Here is a 19,132-nt window from a genome sequence, read left to right on the forward strand (position 1 = left end):
TGTCGGCGGAGGCGGGTACGGTCGCACGGTGACCGCGCCCCGCACCGCCACCGGCCCCGCCGTCCCCAAGAAGCGCCGGGGCAGCCGGCCTGGCGGCGGCGAGCTGCTGGCCGCCGCGGTCGGCGCGGTCCCCGGCGGCGCGACCCGCCCGGGCCAGCAGCAGATGGCCGAGGCGATCGAGCGGAGCATCGCCTCCGGCGAGCACCTGCTGGTGCAGGCCGGCACCGGCACCGGCAAGTCGCTGGCCTACCTGGCCCCGTCGCTGACCGTGGACGGCCCGGTGGTGGTCTCCACCGCCACCCTGGCGTTGCAGTCCCAGCTGGTCGACCACGACCTGCCCCGGCTGGCCGACGCGGTCGAGCCGGTGCTCGGCCGCCGCCCCACCTTCGCCGTGCTCAAGGGGCGGCACCACTACCTCTGCCTGGCGCGGCTGGACAGCTCGGTCGAGGAGGAGCCGGAGGACACCCTCTTCGACGCGCCCCGCCCCGCCGGCGGCACGAAGTGGCTCGGCGAGGCGGGCCGGCTGGGCAAGCAGATGCAGCGGCTGCGCGACTGGGCGGAGGAGACCGCCACCGGCGACCGGGACGAGCTGGACCCGGGCGTGGACGACCAGGTGTGGCGGAGCATCTCGATGCCGGCCCGGGAGTGCGTGGGCGCCACCCGCTGCCCGTTCGGGCAGGAGTGCTTCGCGGAGGCGTCCCGCGCGCGCGCCCGCGAAGCCGACATCGTGGTGACCAACCACAGCCTGCTCGCCGTCGACATGCTCGCCGGCCGGCACATCGTGCCGCCGCACAAGCTGCTCGTGGTCGACGAGGCGCACGAGCTGGCCGACCGGGTCTCCTCGGCGGCGCAGGCCGAGCTGGAACCCCAGCTCATCGACCGGTCCGCCCGCCGGGCCCGGCCGCTGCTCCGCCCCGAGGTGGCCGAACGCCTCACCGAGGCCGGCGACGCGCTCGCCGTGGGGCTGGCCGAGGCGCCGGCCGGGCGGCTCACCGCCGGCCTGCCGCCCGCGCTGCGCGAGGCGTGCACCCTGCTCGACGCGGCCACCCGGGCCGCGCTGGAGGCGATCGGCGACATCAAGGCCGACGACCCGGACCCGGTGCGCAAGCAGCAGGCCAAGTCCGTGCTGGACGAGCTCTTCACCACGGCCCAGCGGCTGCTGGAGGAGGCCGACCACGACGTGGCCTGGGTGGAGAAGCCGGAGAACGGCAGCCGCCGGGCGCTCGTGGTGGCGCCGCTCTCGGTCGCCGGCACCCTCGCCACCCACCTCTACGACGAACGCACCGTGGTCGCCACCTCGGCCACCCTGGCGCTGGGCGGCCGGTTCGACACGGTGGCCCGGGCGCTGGGGCTGGACGCGCCGCCGCCCGCCCCGCCGTCCCCGGCCGCCGCCGCGCTGGCCACCGCGGCCGCCGCCGGCCGCGCCGGCACCACGCCCCCGGTGGCGAGCACCGACGGCAGCCGGGCGGCGATCGGCACCGTCCCGGCCACCGAGGGGCCCGGCTGGACGTCGCTCGACGTCGGCTCGCCCTTCGACTACGCCCGGCAGGGCATCCTGTACGTCGCCGCGCACCTGCCCCGGCCCAGCGTCTCCGGGCTGCCGGAGGCGGCCGGCGAGGAGCTGCTGGCGCTGGTCGGGGCGCTCGGTGGCCGTACCCTCGGGCTTTTTTCCTCCCGGCGGGCGGCGCAGCAGGCGGCGGAGCTGCTCCGCGCGCGCACCGACCTGCCGGTGCTGCTCCAGGGCGAGGAGTCGCTGCCGCTGCTGGTCCGCCGGTTCCGCGAGGAGCGGGAGAGCTGCCTGTTCGGCGTGATGTCGCTCTGGCAGGGGGTGGACGTGCCGGGCGACTCCTGCCAGCTCGTGGTGATCGACCGGCTGCCCTTCCCCCGGCCCGACGAGCCGCTCGCGGCGGCCCGGGCGGCGGCCGTGGACGCCGGCGGCGGCTCCGGTTTCGCGGCGGTGAGCGTGCCGATCGCGGCGGTCCGGCTGGCCCAGGGGGTCGGCCGGCTGATCCGGGCCACCGGCGACCGGGGCGTGGTGGCGGTGCTCGACTCCCGGCTGGAGACCGCCCGGGGCTACGGCCCGTTCCTGCGCCGCTCACTGCCCCCGTTCTGGTACACCACCCGCCCCGACGTGGCCCGGGGCGCGCTGGAGCGGCTCGGAAAGAGCTGACGCCCGCGCCTCCCCCGGGCGGGGGCGACGCGGGCGTCCAGGGCTCGGCCGGTCAGGGGGCCTGGGAGGCGACCACCACGGCGTCGGGCGGGGTGTCCGGCACGGTCCGCGCGGCCAGCCGGCGGACCGCGGTGTTGAGCACGGCGATGAGCGGCACCGCGACCAGCGCGCCCGCGATGCCGGCCAGCACCACCCCGGCGGCGATGCCGATGATCACGGCCAGCGGGTGGATGGCCACCGCCCGGCCCATGATCAGTGGCTGGAGCACGTGCCCCTCGACCTGCTGCACACCGATCACCACGCCCAGGATGATCAGCGCGGTCACCGGGCCGCTGTCGACCAGCGCCACCAGCACGGCCACCACGCCGGACAGGAAGGCGCCGACGATCGGGATGAACGCGCCCAGGAAGACCAGCGCGGCCAGCGGGAACGCGAACGGGATGTCGAAGATGACCAGGAAGATGCCGATGCCCACGGCGTCGATGAAGGCGACCAGCACGGTGGCCCGCACGTAGGCGCCGAGCGTCGACCAGGAGGCCCGGCCGGCGTCGTCGACCTTCCAGCGGGCGTTCACCGGCAGCAGCCGGACCAGGAACCGCCAGATCTTGCTGCCGTCCCGGAGGAAGAAGAAGGTCGCGAAGAGCACCAGGACGGTGCCGGTGAGCACCTCGGCCAGGGTGGCCGCGGTGTTGAGCGCCCCGCTGGTGAACTTCTCGGTGTTGTCGTTGATCCAGCTCTGCGCCTCGTCGATGTAGCGGTTGAGCTGGCTGTCGGAGAGGTGCAACGGGCCGGTCTTGAGCCAGTTCTGGATCTGCCGGACGCCCTCGGACGACTTCTCGCTCAGCTCCGGCACGCCCTGGATGAACTCGTTCACCACCAGGGTCAGCGTGCCGATCACCGCGGCCAGGCCGCCGACCAGCACCACGCCGGTGGCCAGCGAGCGGGGCAGGCGGGCCCGGAGCAGCCAGCCGACCGCCGGGGCGAGCAGCGCGGAGAGCAGCAGCGCGACCGCCAGCGGGATGATCACGATGCGGATCGTGCCGACGATCTTGAGCAGCGACCAGGTGACGATGCCGACGACGATGAGCCGCCAGCACCAGGCCGCGGCGATCCGCAGCGCGTGCGGCACCTCCACGTCGTCCTGGCTGCTCGTCGAGGCGTGCACGGACGGCGAGGGCTCCGCGCCCACCACGGTCGCCGCCGCGGGCGCCGCCGGACCGGGCGAGGAGGGCGAGGCCAGGCGCGACTCGTCCGCCGACCGGTCCGGATCCGCCCGCCGGGCCCGCGCCGACTCGCGGCCGGACTCGTACGCGCGGCGGAGCCGTCCACGCATCCGCTCGAAGCGGCTCAAGCGCACCTCCCGCAACTTCGGTCCACCCAGGAAGCAGGGTGGCCAGGATACGTCCGTCCGCCCCACCCTAGGGCGACTCCGCCACACATTGCCCCCCTGCCGCACCGCCCAACCACACCGGGAGCGCCCGGCGGGCACGCGGTAGCGTCTTCGCGTGACCGCCGACCAGAACCTCGACGCCGGCCTGCCGATCCGCCTGCTGCACGACCGCGTGCTGGTGCGTACCGAGAACGGCGAGGGGGAACGCCGTTCCACCGCCGGCATCGTGATCCCGGCCACCGCGGCGGTCGGCAAGCGGCTGGCCTGGGCCACCGCGGTGGGCGTCGGCCCGCACGTCCGCTCCATCGCCTCCGGAGACCGGGTGCTCTTCGACCCCGACGAGCGCTCCGAGGTCGAGCTGCACGGCCGGGCGTACGTCCTGCTGCGCGAGCGGGACGTGCACGCCGTGGCGGCCGAACGGGTGGAGAACGAGCCGACCGGCTCGACCGGCCTCTACCTGTAGGCGCCGCCCGCGTCGCGGCCGCCGTTTGCACCGCTGCCCGGCGGGAAGCCCCAGGCACGACAGCGCCCTGGGGAGGGATCATGCCGGTAGTCATCAAGAAGATACTTGCCTGGGGATTCCTCGCGTTCCTGATCTACTTCATGGCGTTCCGGCCGGACGGGGCGGCCCAGCTGTTCAAGGGGATCGGGGTGGCCCTGATGGCCATCGCCCAGGGCCTCGGCGACTTCCTCACCGGCCTGATGACCTGACCCGCTCTCCTCCCCGCCGGGATCAGGCCGGGGGCCAGGGGGCGGCCGGGCGGGGGCCGCCGTGCCAGCCGGCCGGGCCGTAACCGGGTGGGAAGGCCGGGGGCGGCGGCGGGGCCAGCACCACCGGGATCGGCACCACCGGCTCGTCCGGTGCCTCGACCGGGCGCTGAGACCCGTCCGGGAAGCGCAGGTGGTAGCGCTGCCCGTCCCAGACCCCGACCGGCGTCTGCGGGTCCCGGCCCACGAAGAACGCCCGGTACGCCCCGATCGCGTCGAGCAGCTCCCGTTCCTCCCGCGCCGTCCGATCCCGCTCGGCGGGCTTGCGGTCCAGGCCGCGGCGCATCCCGTCGCGCAGCAGGGCCAGCCGGGTGGCGGCGAACTGGTAGCCGCGCATCGCCCGCACCCCGCCGTCACCGGCCACCCGCCGGGCCCAGGTCCGGGCTGCGTGCCGCCGGCCGAGGCTGCCCAGCGCGGCCACCTCGGGCGGGGTGAGCCAGCCGGCCCGGACGTAGTCCGGCAGGGTGCGCTCGGTGAGCCGCCCCTCCCAGGCGCGCAGCCAGACGGCCAGCCCCACCATGCCGAAGAAGATCGGCACCATCACGCCGATGTAGCCGTAGAGCGCGATCAGCGGCTGCCCGGTGGCGGCGGCCAGCGAGGGCAGCAGGTTCCAGGTGCCGTGCAGCATCATGGCCAGCAGCAGGCCGGCGATCGGGGCGAGGAAGCGCACCCGCCGGTCGGCGGTCCGCGCGGCGACGCCCAGCCCCACACCGGTCATCGAGGTGAACAGCGGGTGGGCGAAGCCGAACAGCAGGATCCGCACGATGAAGATGGCGATCACCTGGCGCGCGCCGGTCGCCGGGCCGTACTCCTCGACGCCGGTGCGGTAGCCGTAGCCGCCCAGGTAGAGGATGTTCTCCACCATGGCGAAGCCCACCGCGGAGAGCCCGCAGTAGACCAGGCCGTCGGTGACCCCGGAGAACTCCCGGCGGCGGAAGATCAGCAGCAGCAGTGGGCCGGCGGCCTTGGTCAGCTCCTCGATGAACGGGGCGACCAGCACGGCGGTCAGCGCCGCCGGCAGCCCCCAGTCATCGAACAGCCGGGCGCCGGTCTCGTTGACCAGCAGCGAGATGGCGGTGGAGACGAACGCGCCCCAGGCGAAGCAGAAGATCAGATACTTCAGCGGCTCCGGCTCGTACCGGTCGAGCCAGAGGAAGCAGGAGACCAGCACCGGCACCGGCAGGATCGCCGCGATCACGCCGACCAGCAGCGCCTCCGCGCCGAGGCTCTCGCCCAGCGTGAAGACCATGAAGACCGCGCCCGCGGCGATCAGCAGCACCACCCCGGCCAGCGCCAGGAACCGCCGCCAGCCGAGCCGGCGCAGCGGCATCCGGGGGGCCGGCGACCCCGGCGGGACGGCGGGCGCGGTCGGCGGCGGCGGCAGGGCTCCGCCGGGCGGGGTGACGGCCATGCGGTCAGCGTAGTCACCCGCGACCCACTGGTCCGGTCGCATCGCGGCCGCTATGCTCCGGGACAGGTCACGAGTGCCAGCGTCAAGCCCCGGCTTGCTGGCCGGCAACCCTCGTCGAGTTCGCGGTGGGGTGCCCCGGGTGATGACCGGGCCCAGCCCGAACCTCGTGCTGGGCAAGCGCGGACCCCGTCCCGGTGCCCACCCACCCGGGGTCCCCTGGACCCGGGAGGCTCCGCCATGACCGTCACCCTCGCACCCTCGCTGCCCACGCTGTCCACCCCGAGCCGGCCCGACCCGCTCGGCGTGCTCGGCGTACCGGGGGAGATCAACCTGGACCACGCGGCCAGCGCGCCGTGCGCGCGGGCCGCGGCCGACGCGGTGGCCGAGCTGCTGCCCTGGTACGCCAGCGTGCACCGCGGCGCCGGCGCGCTGTCGCGGCGCTGCACGCTGGCCTACGAGCGGGCGCGCCAGACGGTCGGCGACTTCCTCGGCGCCCGCCCCGACGACCATGTGATCTTCACCCGGAACACCACCGACGCGCTGAACCTGCTGGCCCGGGCGCTGCCCGCCGGCACCACGGTGGTCACCTTCGCCGGCGAGCACCACGCGAACCTGCTCCCCTGGCCGCGCGGCTCGGTCCGGCTTCCGGTGCCGGACGGCCCGGGCGGCGCGGTCCGCTCCCTCGACGCCGCCCTGGCCGAACTGTCCCGCGACGCCCGGCCCGGGCTGCCGGTGCTGGTCGCGGTGACCGGCGCGAGCAACGTGACCGGCGAGCGCTGGCCGCTGGCCGACCTGGCCCGGGTGGCCCGCCGGCACAGCGCCCGGATCCTGGTCGACGCCGCGCAGCTCGCCCCGCACGCCCCGGTGGACCTGGCCGCGCTGGACGTCGACTACCTGGCGCTCTCCGGCCACAAGCTGTACGCCCCGTTCGGCGCGGGCGTGCTGGTCGGGCGTGCCGACTGGCTGGACGCGGCTGCGCCGTACCTGGCCGGCGGCGGGGCCACCAGCCACGTCGGGGCGGCCACCCACGAGGTGCGCTGGGCCACCGGCCCGGCCCGGCACGAGGCGGGCACCCCGAACCTGCTCGGCGCGGTGGCCCTGGCGGCGGTCTGCGCGGCGCTGGCCGACGCCGATCGGGACGCGCTGCACGCCCGGGAGCAGGCACTGCTGGCCCGCCTCCGGGCGGGAATCGCCGCCCTGCCGCACGTGGTGGAGCTGCGCACCTTCGGGCCGGACGCGCCACGGGTGGGCATCGTCAGCTTCGTCGTAGCCGGCCGGGACTCCGCCGACGTGGCCGCCCACCTGGCGACCGCGCACCGGATCGGTGTCCGGGACGGCCTGTTCTGCGCCCATCCCCTCGCCCGTCGGCTGCTCACCGAGGCGGCGACCCGGAGCGGCCGCCGGGACCTGCCCGCCACCGCTCTCCGCGCCAGCCTCGGCCTGGGCACCACGAGGTCCGAGGTCGACGCCCTCCTGACCGCCCTGGCCGCCCTCTGAGTTGGGGTCAGCCGACCGGGGGTGCCGTGGGGGCCTTGGGGGCGGGGCTCTGCTCGGTGGTCTCGCCGGAGCGCTGCTCCCGTTCGCCGAACGCCTGGCGGACCAGGCGGTTCGCCTCGTCCTGGTCGATGCCGGAGGCCACCAGGAGGTCGCTCGCCGTGGTCCGCACCTGGGCGATCACCACGCTGCCGGAGAAACCCACCCCCTCGGCGTACGCCCGGCCGGCCTCGCTGACCGCGCGCAGTGACCGCTCCCGGGCCTTCTCCGGCTCCTCCCCGACGGCGAACTCGTGCCGCAGCAGGCGTACCGACTCGGCCAGGTGCGCGATCGAGTCGGGCATCGGCTCCGGCACGGGTTCCTCGTCCTCGATCATGGTGACCGAGCGACGGATCAGCGTGCCGCTGTTCCGCATCGCCCGGTCGATCGGCTCCGCCGCCTCGGCGTAGTGGGTCAGCTCGTCCCGCCGGTGCCAGCGGGCCGGCGAGATGGTGGCGGTCTCCTTGGCGCCCTCGATGGCCTCGGAGAGCGCGGCCAGCTCCTCCTTGTTCTCCCGGAGCCGGAACAGCGCCTGCTGGGCCGTGCCCCGGTCCCTGCTGCGCAGCGCCTCCGCGCAGATGTCCAGCTGCCCGGCGAGCAGGTCCAGCGCCGGCCGGGCCGCCCGGTTGATCACGCGGAGCGGGTTGAGTGGCAGCAGGATCGCGGTGACCAGCAGCGCGATGCCGCCGCCGATGAAGGCGTCGACGAAGCGGGGTATCTCCAGGTTCTGCGTCGACGGGCTCAGCGTCACGATCAGCACCGCGGTGGCCGCCGCCTGGATCACGATGGCGACGCTCGCCCCGGCGAAGACGGTCAGCAGGATCGCCGCCGTGACCACCAGGCCGAGCTGCCAGGCGCCGGTGCCGAGGAAGTAGATGAGCAGGTCGCCGACGAAGACCCCGACCGCCACCCCGAGGATCAGCTCGACGGTCCGGCGAAACCGCTGGCCGACCGAGGCGGCCAGGGTGCCCACCGCCGAGATCGGCGCGAACACCGGCTGCGGATTCTTCAGCAGCACATGGGAGACCAGGTAGGCCAGCCCGGCCGCGAGACCCGCCTGGACCGCCAGGCCGCCCGCCGTGCGCACCCGGTGCAGCCGGTCGTGCAGGGTGGCCCTGCTCCGGTGCCGGAGCTGCTCCACGGCCTCGGAGATCCGAGCCCCGTCGACATCGACCAGTCCCTGGCGCAGCGCGGTACGCCGGAAGAAATGCGGTCGTCGGTCCCGGGCCACGGCCATGGCCGGGACTACCCGTCCCGCCCCCGGTGAATCCTGCACCCCGGCCGCCGTGGGGCAGACTGCACCGGGTGGACGAGCTGATCGAACGGTGGCGGGACGCGGCCCGGGCGGCGGGGTCGACCGACCCGGCCGGCGTCGAGCGGGCCGGGGCACGGCTGCTGGCCGGCTGGCGGGAGCCGCACCGGCACTACCACACGGTGGCACACCTGCGGGCGGTGCTCGACGTGGTCGACGCGTACTCCGGGTCGGCCCGCCGCCCGGACCTGGTCCGGCTGGCGGCGTGGTGCCACGACGCGGTCTACGACCCGCGGGCCGGCGGTGACGCCAACGAGCGGGCCAGCGCCGACCTGGCCGGGGACCTGCTCACCGCCGCCGGGCTGCCGGCGGACGCGGTGACCGGGGTACGCCGGCTGGTGCTGCTCACGGCCGGCCACGCGGTCGGGCCGGACGACCCGGACGGGGTCCTGCTCTGCGACGCCGACCTGGCGGTCCTGGCCGCCCCGCCCGCCGACTACGACCGCTACGCCGCCGCGGTCCGCCGCGAGTACGCCCACGTCCCCGACCCGGACTTCCGCGCCGGCCGGGCCGCCGTGCTGACCGGCCTGCTGGCCCTGCCCGCGCTCTACCGGCTGCCCGAGCCGCACACCCGCTGGGAGCCCAGCGCCCGCGCCAACCTCACCCGGGAACTCGCGACCCTGCGCTGATCCCGGAGCCCCGCCGCGCCGCCGGAGCGCCGGGAGCGGGGACCGCGCGGGGCTTGGGGCGGCGCAGGTCGGCGGCACGGAGGAGGCGGACGATCTCCCGGGACGGGACGAGCCGGGCCCCCAGCCAGACGGCCATCGGGACGCGTTCGGCCGGAAGGTCGTAGTGGTCCCGGTCGAAGCCGCGCCGGGGCACCCCCAGCGCCTCGGCGAAGGCGTGCAGTTCGGCGTACGAGACATCGCTGACCAGGTGCGACCAGAGCCGCCCCCGCCAGGGCACCGCGGGCGGGTCCAGGTAGAGCATGGCGACCAACGGTACGCCCGGTTGGTCATCCCCGCCGGCACGACCTAGCCTTCCCGGCATGGCCGCCCATCCCCTGCTCGACGACCTGCGGACCGCCCTCGGCGACGCGGCCGTGCTGACCGACCCCGACCTGCTGGCGACGCACGCGCGGGACGAGGCCGACCTGTGCGCGGCGGGCACCCCGCTGGTGGTGGTCCGCCCGCGCGACACCGCGGGGGTGGTGGCGGTGGTCCGCGCGGCGGCCCGGCACGGCGTACCCGTGGTGCCACAGGGGGCGCGGACCGGGCTGGCCGGCGCGGCGAACGCGGTGGACGGCGCGGTGGTGCTGAGCACCGTGGCGATGGACCGGATCCTGGAGGTCGACCCGGTCAGCCGGATCGCCGTGGTGCAGCCCGGCGTGGTCAACGCGACGCTGGCCGGGGCGGTCCGCGAGCACGGCCTCTGGTATCCGCCCGACCCCGGCTCCTGGGAGTCGTCCACCATCGGCGGCAACGTGGCCACCAACGCCGGCGGCATGTGCTGCGTGAAGTACGGCGTGACCACCGAGTACGTGCTCGGGCTGGAGGTGGTGCTCGCCTCCGGCGAGGTGCTGCGCACCGGCCGGCGCACCGCCAAGGGCGTCGCCGGTTACGACCTGACCCGGCTCTTCGTCGGCTCGGAGGGCACCCTCGGCGTGATCACCGAGGTGACCGTGGCGCTGCGCCCGGCGCCCGAGGAGTCGCTGACCCTGGTCGCGGTGTTCCCCACCACGGCGGCGGCCGGCACCGCCGTTGCCGGGATCGCCGCGCGCGGGCTCACCCCGAGCCTGCTGGAACTGCTGGACCGCACCCACCTGCGGGCCATCGAGGCGTACCGGCCGATGGGGCTGCGGACCGACGCGCAGGCGCTGCTGCTGGCGGCCGTGGACACCGGCTCCCGGGCCGCCGACGACCTGGCCCGGCTCGCCGAGGTGTGCACGGCGGCCGGGGCCGACGAGGTCTACGCCGCCACCGACGCGGCCGAGGCGGCCGCCCTGCTCCAGGCCCGACGGCTGGCCCACCCGGCCATGGAGAAGTTCGCCGCGGACGCCTTCCCCGGCGGCAACGGCGGCCTGGTCATCGACGACGTGGCGGTGCCGCGGGGCGCGCTGGCGGCGCTGCTGGACGGGGTGGCCCGGATCGCCGAGGAGTGCGCCGTGCCGATCGGCGTGGTGGGGCACGCCGGCGACGGCAACATGCACCCGAACATCGTGGTCGACCGGGCCGACCCGGCCAGCCTGGCGCGCGGGCGGCGGGCCTTCGACGAGATCATGCGGCTCGGGTTGGAGCTGGGCGGCACCTGCACCGGCGAACACGGCGTCGGCCTGCTCAAGCGGGACTGGCTGGCCCGCGAGATCGGCCCGGTCGGCGTCCGGGTGCACCAGGCGATCAAGGGCGCGCTGGACCCGGCGGGGCTGTTCAACCCCGGCAAGGTCTGCTGACGCTCAGCCCTTGTCCTCGGCCGGGGTGGCCTGGGTGATCAGCAGCAGAACCTGATAGGCCACCGGCGGCTTCGGCTCGCCCGGGCAGTCCTGGATGGTGATGGTCAGCCCCGGCGGGATCAGCAACGTCGAGGTCAGCGCGTCGATGCAGCCCTGCTTGTAGTGCCGGGCCTCGTCGGTCTCCTGCGCCAGGGCCGGGTCGGCGAGCATCCCCTGCAACCGCTGCGTCTGCTCCGGGGTGAACGCCCCGGTCGAGTCGACCCCGTCGCCCGCGCAGTCGCGGCACTGCCACCGCCCGACCGCGTCCACCTCCAGCGTGCGCGGCGGCCCGCCCGACCCGACCTGCTGCACCAGGGAGACCCGCCGCCCGTCCGGCGTCGGCGAGGGGGCGCCCGCCTCGCCCGGCGTGGTGGCGCCCTCGGCCCGACCGAAGAGCGAGCAGCCGGACAGGGCGACCGCCAGCAGGACGCCGACGGACAAAGCACGGACGCGCGACCAGGATGGGCGAACCACGCGGGGAAACCTACACTTCCGTAGGTAAGGCCGGTACCCTCCGGAACGACGTTACCGGCCGGTCACCGCGACGGCAGTTCGACGCTGTCGCCCTCGCCACCCCGGTCCGCCGCGAAGCCGCGGACGTCCGGCGCGCCCAGCCGGGCCGCGTCGGCCGCCACGTCGTCCGCCATCAGCTGCGACTGCCGCTCGGCCTCCACCCGGGCCCGGTAGTGGGCCACCTCGCGCGACCGGGTCGCCTCGTCCCAGCCCAGCACCGCACCCATCAGCTCCGCGGCGTGCTCCGCCGACTCCAGGCCGCGGTGACTGGTCTCGATGGAGATCCGGGTACGCCGGGTCAGCACGTCCTCCAGGTGCAGCGCCCCCTCGGCGCGGGCCGCGTACGTCACCTCGGCGGCCAGGTATTCCGGGGCGCCGGCCAGCGGGGAGCCGAGCAGCGGATCGGCGTCGACCAGGGCGAGCAGGTCGAGGGTGAGGGTGCCGTAGCGCTCCAGCAGGTGCTCGACCACCCCGACCGGCACCCCGTGCCGGCGGGCCAGGTCGGCCCGGTCCCGCCACATGGCCGCGTATCCGTCGGCGCCGAGCAGCGGCAGGTCGGCGGTGCGTGACGGCCGGGTCCAGCCGAGCCGGTGCACCGCCCGGTCGACCACGTCGGAGGCCATCACCCGGTACGTCGTGTACTTGCCGCCGGCCACCAGCAGCAGCCCGAGCATCGGCTCGACGACCGCGTGTTCGCGGGAGAGCTTGGAGGTGGAGTCCGCCTCGCCGGCCAGCAGCGGGCGCAGCCCCGCGTAGACGCCCTCGATGTCGTCGGTGGTGAGCGGACGGTCCAGCACCGCGTTGACCTGCTCCAGCAGGTAGTCGATGTCCTTGGCGGTGGCCGCCGGGTGGGACCGGTCCAGCCGCCAGTCGGTGTCGGTGGTGCCGATGATCCAGTGGCCGCCCCACGGGATGACGAACAGCACGCTGGTGGCGGTGCGCAGGATGAGCCCGGCCTCGCCGGTGATCGCCGAGCGGGGCACCACCAGGTGCACACCCTTGGAGGCCCGGACCCGGAAGCCGGGGCGCAGCCCGACGTCGTTGAGCATCCGGGACATGTCGTCGCTCCACACGCCGGTCGCGGCGATCACGGTGCGGGCGCGTACCTCGAACTCGGCATCCGGCGAGCCGGCGGGCGCCTCCAGGTCGCGGACCCGGACCCCGGTGACCTCCCGGGCCTGCCGGATCAGGCCGACCGCCCGGGCGCTGGTCACCACGGTCGCGCCGAGACTGGCCGCGGTGCGCGCCAGGGTCACCACCAGGCGGGCGTCGTCGACCTGGCCGTCGTAGTAGCGGATCGCCCCGGCCAGCTTGTCGGGCCGCAGGCTCGGGAAGATCCGGTGGGCGCCCTCCCGGGTCAGGTGCCGGTGCAGCGGCATGCCGCGCCCGCCGCCGAACAGCCCGGCGAAGACGTCGTAGGCGGCCACGCCGGCGCCATAGTAGGAGCGGCGGAAGAACCGGCGGGGCAGGTCGCGCGCCCCGCCCTCGGCGGGGAGCGGGACCAGGATCGGCACCGGGCGCACCAGGTGCGGGGCGAGCCGGGTGGCGAGCAGCCCGCGCTCGGTCAGCGCCTCGTGCACCAGGTGGAACTCCAGCTGTTCCAGGTAGCGGAGGCCGCCGTGGATCAGCTTGCTGGACCGGCTGGAGGTGCCGGCGGCGTGGTCGCGCGCCTCCACCAGGGCCACCTTGAGGCCGCGCGACGCGGCGTCGAGCGCGGCGCCCGCACCGGTCACGCCACCGCCGATGACCAGCACGTCGAACCGCTCGGCGCGGAGTCGGCGCAGGTCGTCGGCGCGGCGCTCGGCGGAGAGCTGACCGGCCGCGGATCGGGACACATTGGGGTCGCGCACCTGTCCACCGTAACCGGCGGCACGCACCGGCCACGGCCCGCTCCTACCTCAACGACGGGCCCGCGACAAAGTGCGCACTGCGACCGCTGCCTTCCCCGCGCCGCAGCACCCCTGCCTGCTCCAGCCGTTCGAGCTGTCCACGCGCACCGTTGTAGGTCAGGCCGGTAAGCGCGGAGTGATCACCCGAGGAGTACCGGTCGTGATCTGCGAACCACCGCCGGACGACTTCCTCGGCCCCCGCCCCATCGGGCTTGACGTACCGCAGGACGCCACGCCGACGAAGCGTCTCTTCCTGCGCGTCCCTCCTCACAACAGACACCGCATCCCGGCTGAGCGTCCAGACATCCTTGTAGCGGGTGATCAGTGCCGCGTCGCCGATGACGCATTCCGCCGCAGTCTCCAGCGCCTCCTCCGCCTCTGCCTCACCGATCTGCAGCACCTTCGTCAGGCGACGCGGAGTGGTGAACGCCTCGTGAAGAAGGGTGTGCACGATTAGTGCAATCTTGACGTCCCGCTGCCGTACCGCCGGCCGGATGGCCGCCATGAGGTTCATCACCGGCACTACGGGTGACCCGCCGACGAGCCGCACCCGTACACGTGGGCCGGGTTCCTCGACGAGTAAGGGAGGACGATGGCCCAGCGCGACCATCTCCCGGTACATCCGGTCGACGCCCAGACCCTGCTTCTCGACAAGGTGCAGCGCCCGGAACAGGTCGGCGAGCGCTGGATACCGGGCGAAATTCTGGTTCAGCGCAGTCTCAGCGGTGACGCCTCCGTTGAATCCTCCCGGGCTCACCACCCGCACCGCAGAATCCGCATCGATCCAGGTCACGGTCACCGGCTCCGGCTGCATCCAGTCCCGATGGACCACTCCGTTGAAGACCGCCTCCCGGAGAGCACCGGGTGGAAGCCGTCGCACGTACGGCTGAGCGAACCCGGAGGCCGCCACCCGCACCTGTGTGTTCAAGGCGTCGAGCCGCTCATCCACCAGCGCGATCTGCTCGAGCAGACTCAGCCCCGCCATGTCCCGGGGGCCGGCCAGCAGTTCCCCACCCTCCACGTCGATGACGGACAGCGTGATGTAGTTGCGATCGGCGGCACAGAAGGCTAGCGCCCCGGCTGCTGTCAACCGGCCGTCGGGGCGGAGCACTCCCAGCGAGGTCAGCAGTTCGCGAGCGTTGTGGCCGGCCAGCGGTTCGGCCGCACCGCTCTCCTTCTCCCAGGCGGCCAGATACCGACGAGCCACCACGAGAGCGCCGGGCGACACGTCGCTCTCAGTGCGCTCCGTGACCTGGGCCATCGGGTCGTGTCCGGAACTCAGCTGCCGATGCAGCCACCACTCCGCACGATCCACGGCCACACAGTGTCCACCTGTCCGCCAACGAATCTGGCCGTCAAGGTTCTCCACCGGCTCACGCGCTTCGGCCACGTACAACACCAACAGTCGGACCCCGTCGACCCGCATCTCCTCGACGGCGGGAGCGACGCCGACGAGTTGGTAGACCCGTTGACGCAGCCAGTCGACACTAAGTGCCGCACCCAGCAGCTGGCCGGTCCGGTCCTCGACACCGACCAGCAGGGCTCCCCCGCCGGGGGTGTTGGCCATGCATGTCACCTCGTTGGCAAGCTGCCTGGCGGCCTCCTGGTTATGCGGCTCACCCTTGAGGAGAATGCCGCCGCGTCCCCGCCGTCCGGCCTCCTCCTTGCAGTCCACCTTTTCGCACTCCGCGGCTGAGGGCAGGATTCCCGAACGGAGCTTCTCGACCACGTCGTGCACCACGGCGCGGAGGCGCTCTCGCGCCTCGACGAGGTCTGCTCCTGGGGTGAACTGGACCATGTGTGCACCCTAACCCTCGCACTTACAGATTACGAGTAACCTAAATTGTAAGTCGCTGCGGTCTCGGCGCTCTTCGTTGTCATTTCTCTGGTCAACCACTCCTCGTCGGCTCGTACTGTGCTCAGCATGCAGGTCGACCCTCCCCCGCCGCCTTTCCCATCGGTTCCCGGCCCTCGCGCCACCAGTGCCTGGCCGGTCGTCGCCGCGGCGGTCACCGGCGTCTGGGCCGTGCTGATCACGGTGCCGGCCCAGCTCGTCGGCTGGGTGGTCGATCAGCTGGTGCTGGTCGCCGGCCTGGACCGCAGGGTGGCCGTCTGGCCGGTGGTCGCGCTGGTCACCGTGCTGCTGGTGGGCGCGCCCACGTTGGCGCTCGCCCTGTTCCCCCGCTCCCCGGCGATCCGGGCGACCGGCCGCGCCTGGCTGGCCGGCACGCTCGCGCTCGGCGCGCTGACCCTGCTCCGGGCGCTGCCGCCGGTGCACCACGAGGCGTACCTGGCCGCGCTGGCCGGGACCGCCGCGCTGCTCGCCTTGGCCCTCGACCAGCTCGCCCGCCGTCGCCCGTCCGCCCCGCCGGCTCCGGGCGGCGCGCCGGGCGGTCCGGGCGACGGTGCCGGTCCCGGCGGCCGGGTTGGGCGGTTCGGGCCGGTGCGGCTGCTGGCGGTGGCCGCCGGGCTGGCGTCGCTGCTGCCGTGGGCCTGGGTGGGCGCGCTGGGTGGCGCGCTGGAGACCCTGCTCGCCGGGCTCGCCGCCGCCGCGCTCGGCGCGCTCGCCGGGGTGCTCCTCGGCCCCGCGTTCTGGGCGGCGTTCGCGGTCGGCACGCCGCCCCGGCCGGCCCGGCTGGTGCTGGTCGGCGGGCTGGTCGCCGGGGTGACCCTGGCGCTGCTGGGCGCCGGGGCCGGCCAGTCCGGGGCGCAGCTGCCGGGACTGCTCCTGCTGCCGCCGCTCGGCTTCGTGCTCGGCGCGCTGGAGGCGGCGGCCCGGCACGCGGGCGGGCCGGCCGGGCGCAGGCCGGTGCGCTGGCTGGTCGGTCTCGCGCTGCTCGGGCCGCTGGCGTTCACCGACCCGGAGGAGGTCACCGTCCTGCTGGCGACCACCCGCGACGTCCCGTTCTGGGTCGCGGTGGCGACCGGCGCCGCGTTCGCCGTCGCGGTCCTGCTCGCCGTCGGGTACGGCGTCCTGCTCGCCCGGCCCCGCGCCCGCGCGCCCCGGCGCGGCCTGGCCGGGCTGGCCGCCGCGGCCCTGCTCGCCGCCGTCGTCGTGGTCTACGCCGTCCCCGGCCAGCCCGGCCTGCACGGGGAACGGCTGCTCGTGGTGCTCCGCGAGCAGGCCGACCTGACCGGCATCCCGGCAGGGGCGCCCGGTCGGGCCGGACGGGACGCCCGGGCGGCCGAGGTCTACCGGCGGCTGGTGGCCACGGCCGAGCGCAGCCAGGGCGACCTGCGCCGCGAGCTGAAGCGGCTGCGCCTGCACCCGACGCCGTACTACCTGGTCAACGCCATCGAGACGGACGGCGGGCCGGCGGTCCGGGCCTGGTTGGCCGGTCGACCGGAGGTGGCCCGGGTGCTGGTCAGCCAGCGGCTGCGCCCGCTGCCCGCGGCGGCGCCCCCGACCCGCGGCGACGTGCCGGCGCCGACCGGCCCGACCTGGAACGTCTCGCTGGTCGGCGCGGATCGGGTCTGGTCGGAGCTGGGCGTGACCGGGGCCGGCGTGGTGGTGGGCAGCTCGGACTCCGGAGTGGACGGCCGACACCCGGCCCTGGCCGCCGGCTTCCGGGGCGGCGACGACTCCTGGTACGACCCCTGGGAGCACCGCTCGACGCCGGCCGACCGGGGCGGCCACGGCACGCACACGGTGGGCAGCGCGGTGGGCCGGAACGGGATCGGGGTGGCTCCCGGCGCGAGCTGGGTCGGCTGCGTCAACCTCGACCGCAACCTGGGCAGCCCGGCGCGCTACCTGGACTGCCTCCAGTTCATGCTGGCCCCGTTCCCGCCCGGCGGGGATCCGCTCACCGACGGGCGGCCCCAGCGGGCGCCGGACGTGCTGACCAACTCGTGGGGCTGCCCGCCGGTCGAGGGCTGCGACCCGGGGGCGCTGCGCCCGGCGACCGCCGCGCTGGCCGCGGCCGGCATCCTGGTGGTGGCCGCCGCCGGCAACACCGGCCCGTACTGCGGCTCCATCGCCGACCCGCCGGCGCCGTACCCGGACGTGCTCACGGTCGGTGCGGTCGACCGGGCCCGCCGGCTCACCCAGTTCTCCAGCCGGGGGCCGGCGGCCGGGGGCGCTGCCAAGCCGGACCTCGTGGCGCCCGGCGCCGGGGTGCCGTCGGCGTACCCCGGGGGCGGTTACGCCACCCTGGACGGCACCTCGATGGCGACCCCGCAGGTGGCCGGCGTGGTGGCGCTGATGTGGTCGGCCAACCCGGCGCTGGTCGGCGACCTGGACCGGACCCGGCGCATCCTGGCCGAGACGGCCACCCCGGCCGGGGTGCCCACCGACGCGCCCTGCGGCGGCGTCCGGAACCTGGTCGGCGCCGGCCTGGTCGACGCGTACGGGGCGGTCCGCGCCGCGCGGGCGGCCGGCCTCGGTTAACAACCCTGTCCATTGCCCGGCGGATGACTTAGGGTCGGCGTCCATGGACGTGGAGATCATCGAGCTGGGCCCGGACCGCCTGCCCGAGGTCATCGACCTCTGCCGGCGCGCCCTGGACCTGCCGGAGGACGCCGCCGAGGCGCCGGCGATCGTGGCCACCCTCGCCGACCGCGCGGCGGCCGACCGGCCGGTGCTGCGGCTCGGCGCGGTCCGCGGCGGCGCGCTGGTCGGGGTGCTGGTCGGCTCGCTGTCCGCGCGGGATCCGCGGCTCGGTCACGTCGACCTGGTGGCGGTGGCGCCGGAGGAGCGCCGCCAGGGGGTCGGCGGGTCGCTGCTGGCCGAGGCGGAGGTCCGGCTCGCCGGGCTCGGCGCGGCCGAGCTGCTGCTGGCCGGGAACCCGCCGCACTACGCGTGGCCGGGCATCGACGTGCGCTACACCCCGGCGGTCTGCGCCGCGCTGCGACTCGGCTACCGGCAGGACCGGACGGCCTGGAACATGACCGCCGACCTGACCGAGGGCTCGGCGGCGCTGCGCTCCACCGAGGCCTCCGAGCGGCGGCTGGCCGGGCGGGGCGTGACGGTACGTCGGGCCGAGCCGGCCGACCTGCCGGCGCTGGCCGAGTTCGCCCGGGCCACCTTCGGCGGCGCCTGGGACGGTGAGCTGGCCGGCTCGGTCGGGCGATCGGACGCGGGCGCGCACCTGGCCGAGCGGGACGGTGAGATTCTCGGCTTCGCCGCGTACGGGTCGTCGCGGCCGAGCTGGTTCGGGCCGATGGGGACCGCGCCGGCGGCCGAGGGTTCGGGGATCGGCGGGGTGCTGCTCCGGCGCTGCCTGCGCGACCAGGCGGCGGCCGGATTCGAGGCGGCGCAGATCGGCTGGGTGGGCCCGGTGCCGTTCTACTCGGGGGCGGCGGGCGCACGGATCGAGCGGGTGTTCTTCCTGTACCGGAAGGCATTGAACGGACAGAAGTAACTAAAGTTACATAGACGGCAATAACGCCGTTCGGCCTCCTCGGCCATCGACCGGCCCCTACGGTCGGGAATTAGAGGAGGCGGGCATGACCACGGACGACGAACGGACCGACGACCAGCCGGCGAGCTGGCGACCGGTCGGCGAGCTTCCCGGCCAACTGCCGTTCGACCGGCTCGACTTCGGCGACGCCGAACAGCTCGCGGAGATGACCGGGGCCGACGGACCATCCGCCGAGGAACCGATGCAACCGGTGGACGAACCGATCCGGCTCACGCCGCCCTACGACCGGACGCACAAGCGACGCAACCAACGTCGACTGCCGACCTGAGACATACGGAAAGGGGGCGGACCGCTGACG

At 75.2% G+C, this 19,132-nt stretch carries 16 protein-coding genes and 1 riboswitch; of the genes, 9 read left to right on the top strand and 7 right to left on the bottom strand.

The window, feature by feature from the left end:
• Nucleotides 1-28 precede the first annotated feature (28 nt).
• The gene (locus ACFYPD_RS04000) at nt 29-2,170 is read left to right on the top strand and encodes an ATP-dependent DNA helicase (RefSeq protein ID WP_387108521.1); all 2,142 of its coding nucleotides are present in this window, start codon (nt 29-31) and stop codon (nt 2,168-2,170) included.
• A 52-nt stretch (nt 2,171-2,222) separates the two neighbouring features.
• On the opposite strand, the gene ACFYPD_RS04005 is transcribed toward ACFYPD_RS04000, so the two are convergent.
• Nucleotides 2,223-3,503 carry an AI-2E family transporter gene (locus ACFYPD_RS04005; protein ID WP_387109173.1) on the bottom strand — a complete coding sequence of 427 codons (1,281 nt, stop codon included), beginning with the start codon at nt 3,501-3,503 and terminating at the stop codon, nt 2,223-2,225.
• A gap of 172 nt (nt 3,504-3,675) precedes the next feature.
• On the opposite strand from ACFYPD_RS04005, the gene ACFYPD_RS04010 reads away from it, so the two are divergent.
• Both ACFYPD_RS04010 and ACFYPD_RS04015 read left to right on the top strand, forming a co-directional pair.
• Nucleotides 3,676-4,023, top strand: a complete 348-nt coding sequence (locus ACFYPD_RS04010) for a GroES family chaperonin (protein ID WP_387108523.1) — start codon at nt 3,676-3,678, stop codon at nt 4,021-4,023.
• A gap of 80 nt (nt 4,024-4,103) precedes the next feature.
• Nucleotides 4,104-4,271, top strand: a complete 168-nt coding sequence (locus tag ACFYPD_RS04015; protein WP_168215283.1) for a hypothetical protein — start codon at nt 4,104-4,106, stop codon at nt 4,269-4,271.
• A 22-nt stretch (nt 4,272-4,293) separates the two neighbouring features.
• On the opposite strand, the gene ACFYPD_RS04020 is transcribed toward ACFYPD_RS04015, so the two are convergent.
• Complete coding sequence (locus ACFYPD_RS04020) at nt 4,294-5,781, bottom strand: PrsW family intramembrane metalloprotease (RefSeq protein WP_387108526.1); 1,488 nt, start codon at nt 5,779-5,781, stop codon at nt 4,294-4,296.
• Between the two features lie 23 nt (nt 5,782-5,804).
• A riboswitch (SAM riboswitch) is annotated at nt 5,805-5,925 on the top strand.
• Nucleotides 5,926-5,976: 51 nt separating this feature from the next.
• Here ACFYPD_RS04020 and ACFYPD_RS04025 point away from each other — a divergent pair.
• Nucleotides 5,977-7,236, top strand: a complete 1,260-nt coding sequence (locus ACFYPD_RS04025; RefSeq protein ID WP_387108529.1) for an aminotransferase class V-fold PLP-dependent enzyme — start codon at nt 5,977-5,979, stop codon at nt 7,234-7,236.
• A gap of 7 nt (nt 7,237-7,243) precedes the next feature.
• Here the strand turns inward: ACFYPD_RS04025 and ACFYPD_RS04030 are convergent, their stop codons facing one another.
• Entirely contained in the window at nt 7,244-8,503 is a 1,260-nt protein-coding gene (locus ACFYPD_RS04030; protein WP_387109176.1) for an aromatic acid exporter family protein, read from the bottom strand.
• A gap of 74 nt (nt 8,504-8,577) precedes the next feature.
• Between ACFYPD_RS04030 and ACFYPD_RS04035 the strand changes: the two genes are divergently transcribed.
• On the top strand, nt 8,578-9,213 hold the full coding sequence (locus tag ACFYPD_RS04035; protein WP_387108531.1) for a metal-dependent phosphohydrolase: 636 nt from the start codon (nt 8,578-8,580) through the stop codon (nt 9,211-9,213).
• Here ACFYPD_RS04035 and ACFYPD_RS04040 read toward each other — a convergent pair.
• Nucleotides 9,185-9,514 (bottom strand): DUF4031 domain-containing protein, encoded by a 330-nt coding sequence (locus ACFYPD_RS04040; RefSeq protein ID WP_387108534.1) that lies wholly within the window; start codon nt 9,512-9,514, stop codon nt 9,185-9,187. The genes ACFYPD_RS04035 and ACFYPD_RS04040 overlap by 29 nt on opposite strands.
• Before the next feature lie 58 nt (nt 9,515-9,572).
• Here ACFYPD_RS04040 and ACFYPD_RS04045 point away from each other — a divergent pair, with 58 nt between their 5' ends.
• On the top strand, nt 9,573-10,973 hold the full coding sequence (locus tag ACFYPD_RS04045) for an FAD-binding oxidoreductase (RefSeq protein WP_387108536.1): 1,401 nt from the start codon (nt 9,573-9,575) through the stop codon (nt 10,971-10,973).
• A 3-nt stretch (nt 10,974-10,976) separates the two neighbouring features.
• On the opposite strand, the gene ACFYPD_RS04050 is transcribed toward ACFYPD_RS04045, so the two are convergent.
• The 3 genes from ACFYPD_RS04050 to ACFYPD_RS04060 all read right to left on the bottom strand — a co-directional run bounded on the left by ACFYPD_RS04050 (nt 10,977) and on the right by ACFYPD_RS04060 (nt 15,212).
• Nucleotides 10,977-11,486, bottom strand: a complete 510-nt coding sequence (locus ACFYPD_RS04050; protein ID WP_387108539.1) for a hypothetical protein — start codon at nt 11,484-11,486, stop codon at nt 10,977-10,979.
• A 62-nt stretch (nt 11,487-11,548) separates the two neighbouring features.
• The gene (locus tag ACFYPD_RS04055; RefSeq protein WP_387108541.1) at nt 11,549-13,375 is read right to left on the bottom strand and encodes a glycerol-3-phosphate dehydrogenase/oxidase; all 1,827 of its coding nucleotides are present in this window, start codon (nt 13,373-13,375) and stop codon (nt 11,549-11,551) included.
• A 43-nt stretch (nt 13,376-13,418) separates the two neighbouring features.
• Entirely contained in the window at nt 13,419-15,212 is a 1,794-nt protein-coding gene (locus ACFYPD_RS04060) for a DUF5635 domain-containing protein (protein WP_387108543.1), read from the bottom strand.
• 126 nt (nt 15,213-15,338) lie between these two features.
• On the opposite strand from ACFYPD_RS04060, the gene ACFYPD_RS04065 reads away from it, so the two are divergent.
• The 3 genes from ACFYPD_RS04065 (at nt 15,339) to ACFYPD_RS04075 (ending at nt 19,102) form a co-directional block, all read left to right on the top strand.
• Nucleotides 15,339-17,801: a S8 family serine peptidase gene (locus ACFYPD_RS04065; RefSeq protein WP_387108545.1), complete on the top strand. Its 2,463-nt coding sequence runs from the start codon at nt 15,339-15,341 to the stop codon at nt 17,799-17,801.
• A 43-nt stretch (nt 17,802-17,844) separates the two neighbouring features.
• Nucleotides 17,845-18,774 carry a GNAT family N-acetyltransferase gene (locus ACFYPD_RS04070; protein ID WP_387108548.1) on the top strand — a complete coding sequence of 310 codons (930 nt, stop codon included), beginning with the start codon at nt 17,845-17,847 and terminating at the stop codon, nt 18,772-18,774.
• 85 nt (nt 18,775-18,859) lie between these two features.
• On the top strand, nt 18,860-19,102 hold the full coding sequence (locus ACFYPD_RS04075) for a hypothetical protein (protein ID WP_387108550.1): 243 nt from the start codon (nt 18,860-18,862) through the stop codon (nt 19,100-19,102).
• Nucleotides 19,103-19,132 lie beyond the last annotated feature (30 nt).

The organism is Micromonospora sp. NPDC005299, from assembly GCF_042872345.1.
Taxonomy (GTDB): domain Bacteria; phylum Actinomycetota; class Actinomycetes; order Mycobacteriales; family Micromonosporaceae; genus Micromonospora.

Bases quoted from the DNA above. Each gene is read 5' to 3' on its own strand.
- ACFYPD_RS04005 (WP_387109173.1), bottom strand. From the start codon at position 3,503: ATGCGTGGACGGCTCCGCCGCGCGTACGAGTCCGGCCGCGAGTCGGCG.
- ACFYPD_RS04015 (WP_168215283.1), top strand. From the start codon at position 4,104: ATGCCGGTAGTCATCAAGAAGATACTTGCCTGGGGATTCCTCGCGTTC.
- ACFYPD_RS04020 (WP_387108526.1), bottom strand. From the start codon at position 5,781: ATGCGACCGGACCAGTGGGTCGCGGGTGACTACGCTGACCGCATGGCC.
- ACFYPD_RS04025 (WP_387108529.1), top strand. From the start codon at position 5,977: ATGACCGTCACCCTCGCACCCTCGCTGCCCACGCTGTCCACCCCGAGC.
- ACFYPD_RS04040 (WP_387108534.1), bottom strand. From the start codon at position 9,514: ATGCTCTACCTGGACCCGCCCGCGGTGCCCTGGCGGGGGCGGCTCTGG.
- ACFYPD_RS04045 (WP_387108536.1), top strand. From the start codon at position 9,573: ATGGCCGCCCATCCCCTGCTCGACGACCTGCGGACCGCCCTCGGCGAC.
- ACFYPD_RS04060 (WP_387108543.1), bottom strand. From the start codon at position 15,212: ATGGTCCAGTTCACCCCAGGAGCAGACCTCGTCGAGGCGCGAGAGCGC.
- ACFYPD_RS04065 (WP_387108545.1), top strand. From the start codon at position 15,339: ATGCAGGTCGACCCTCCCCCGCCGCCTTTCCCATCGGTTCCCGGCCCT.
- ACFYPD_RS04070 (WP_387108548.1), top strand. From the start codon at position 17,845: ATGGACGTGGAGATCATCGAGCTGGGCCCGGACCGCCTGCCCGAGGTC.
- ACFYPD_RS04075 (WP_387108550.1), top strand. From the start codon at position 18,860: ATGACCACGGACGACGAACGGACCGACGACCAGCCGGCGAGCTGGCGA.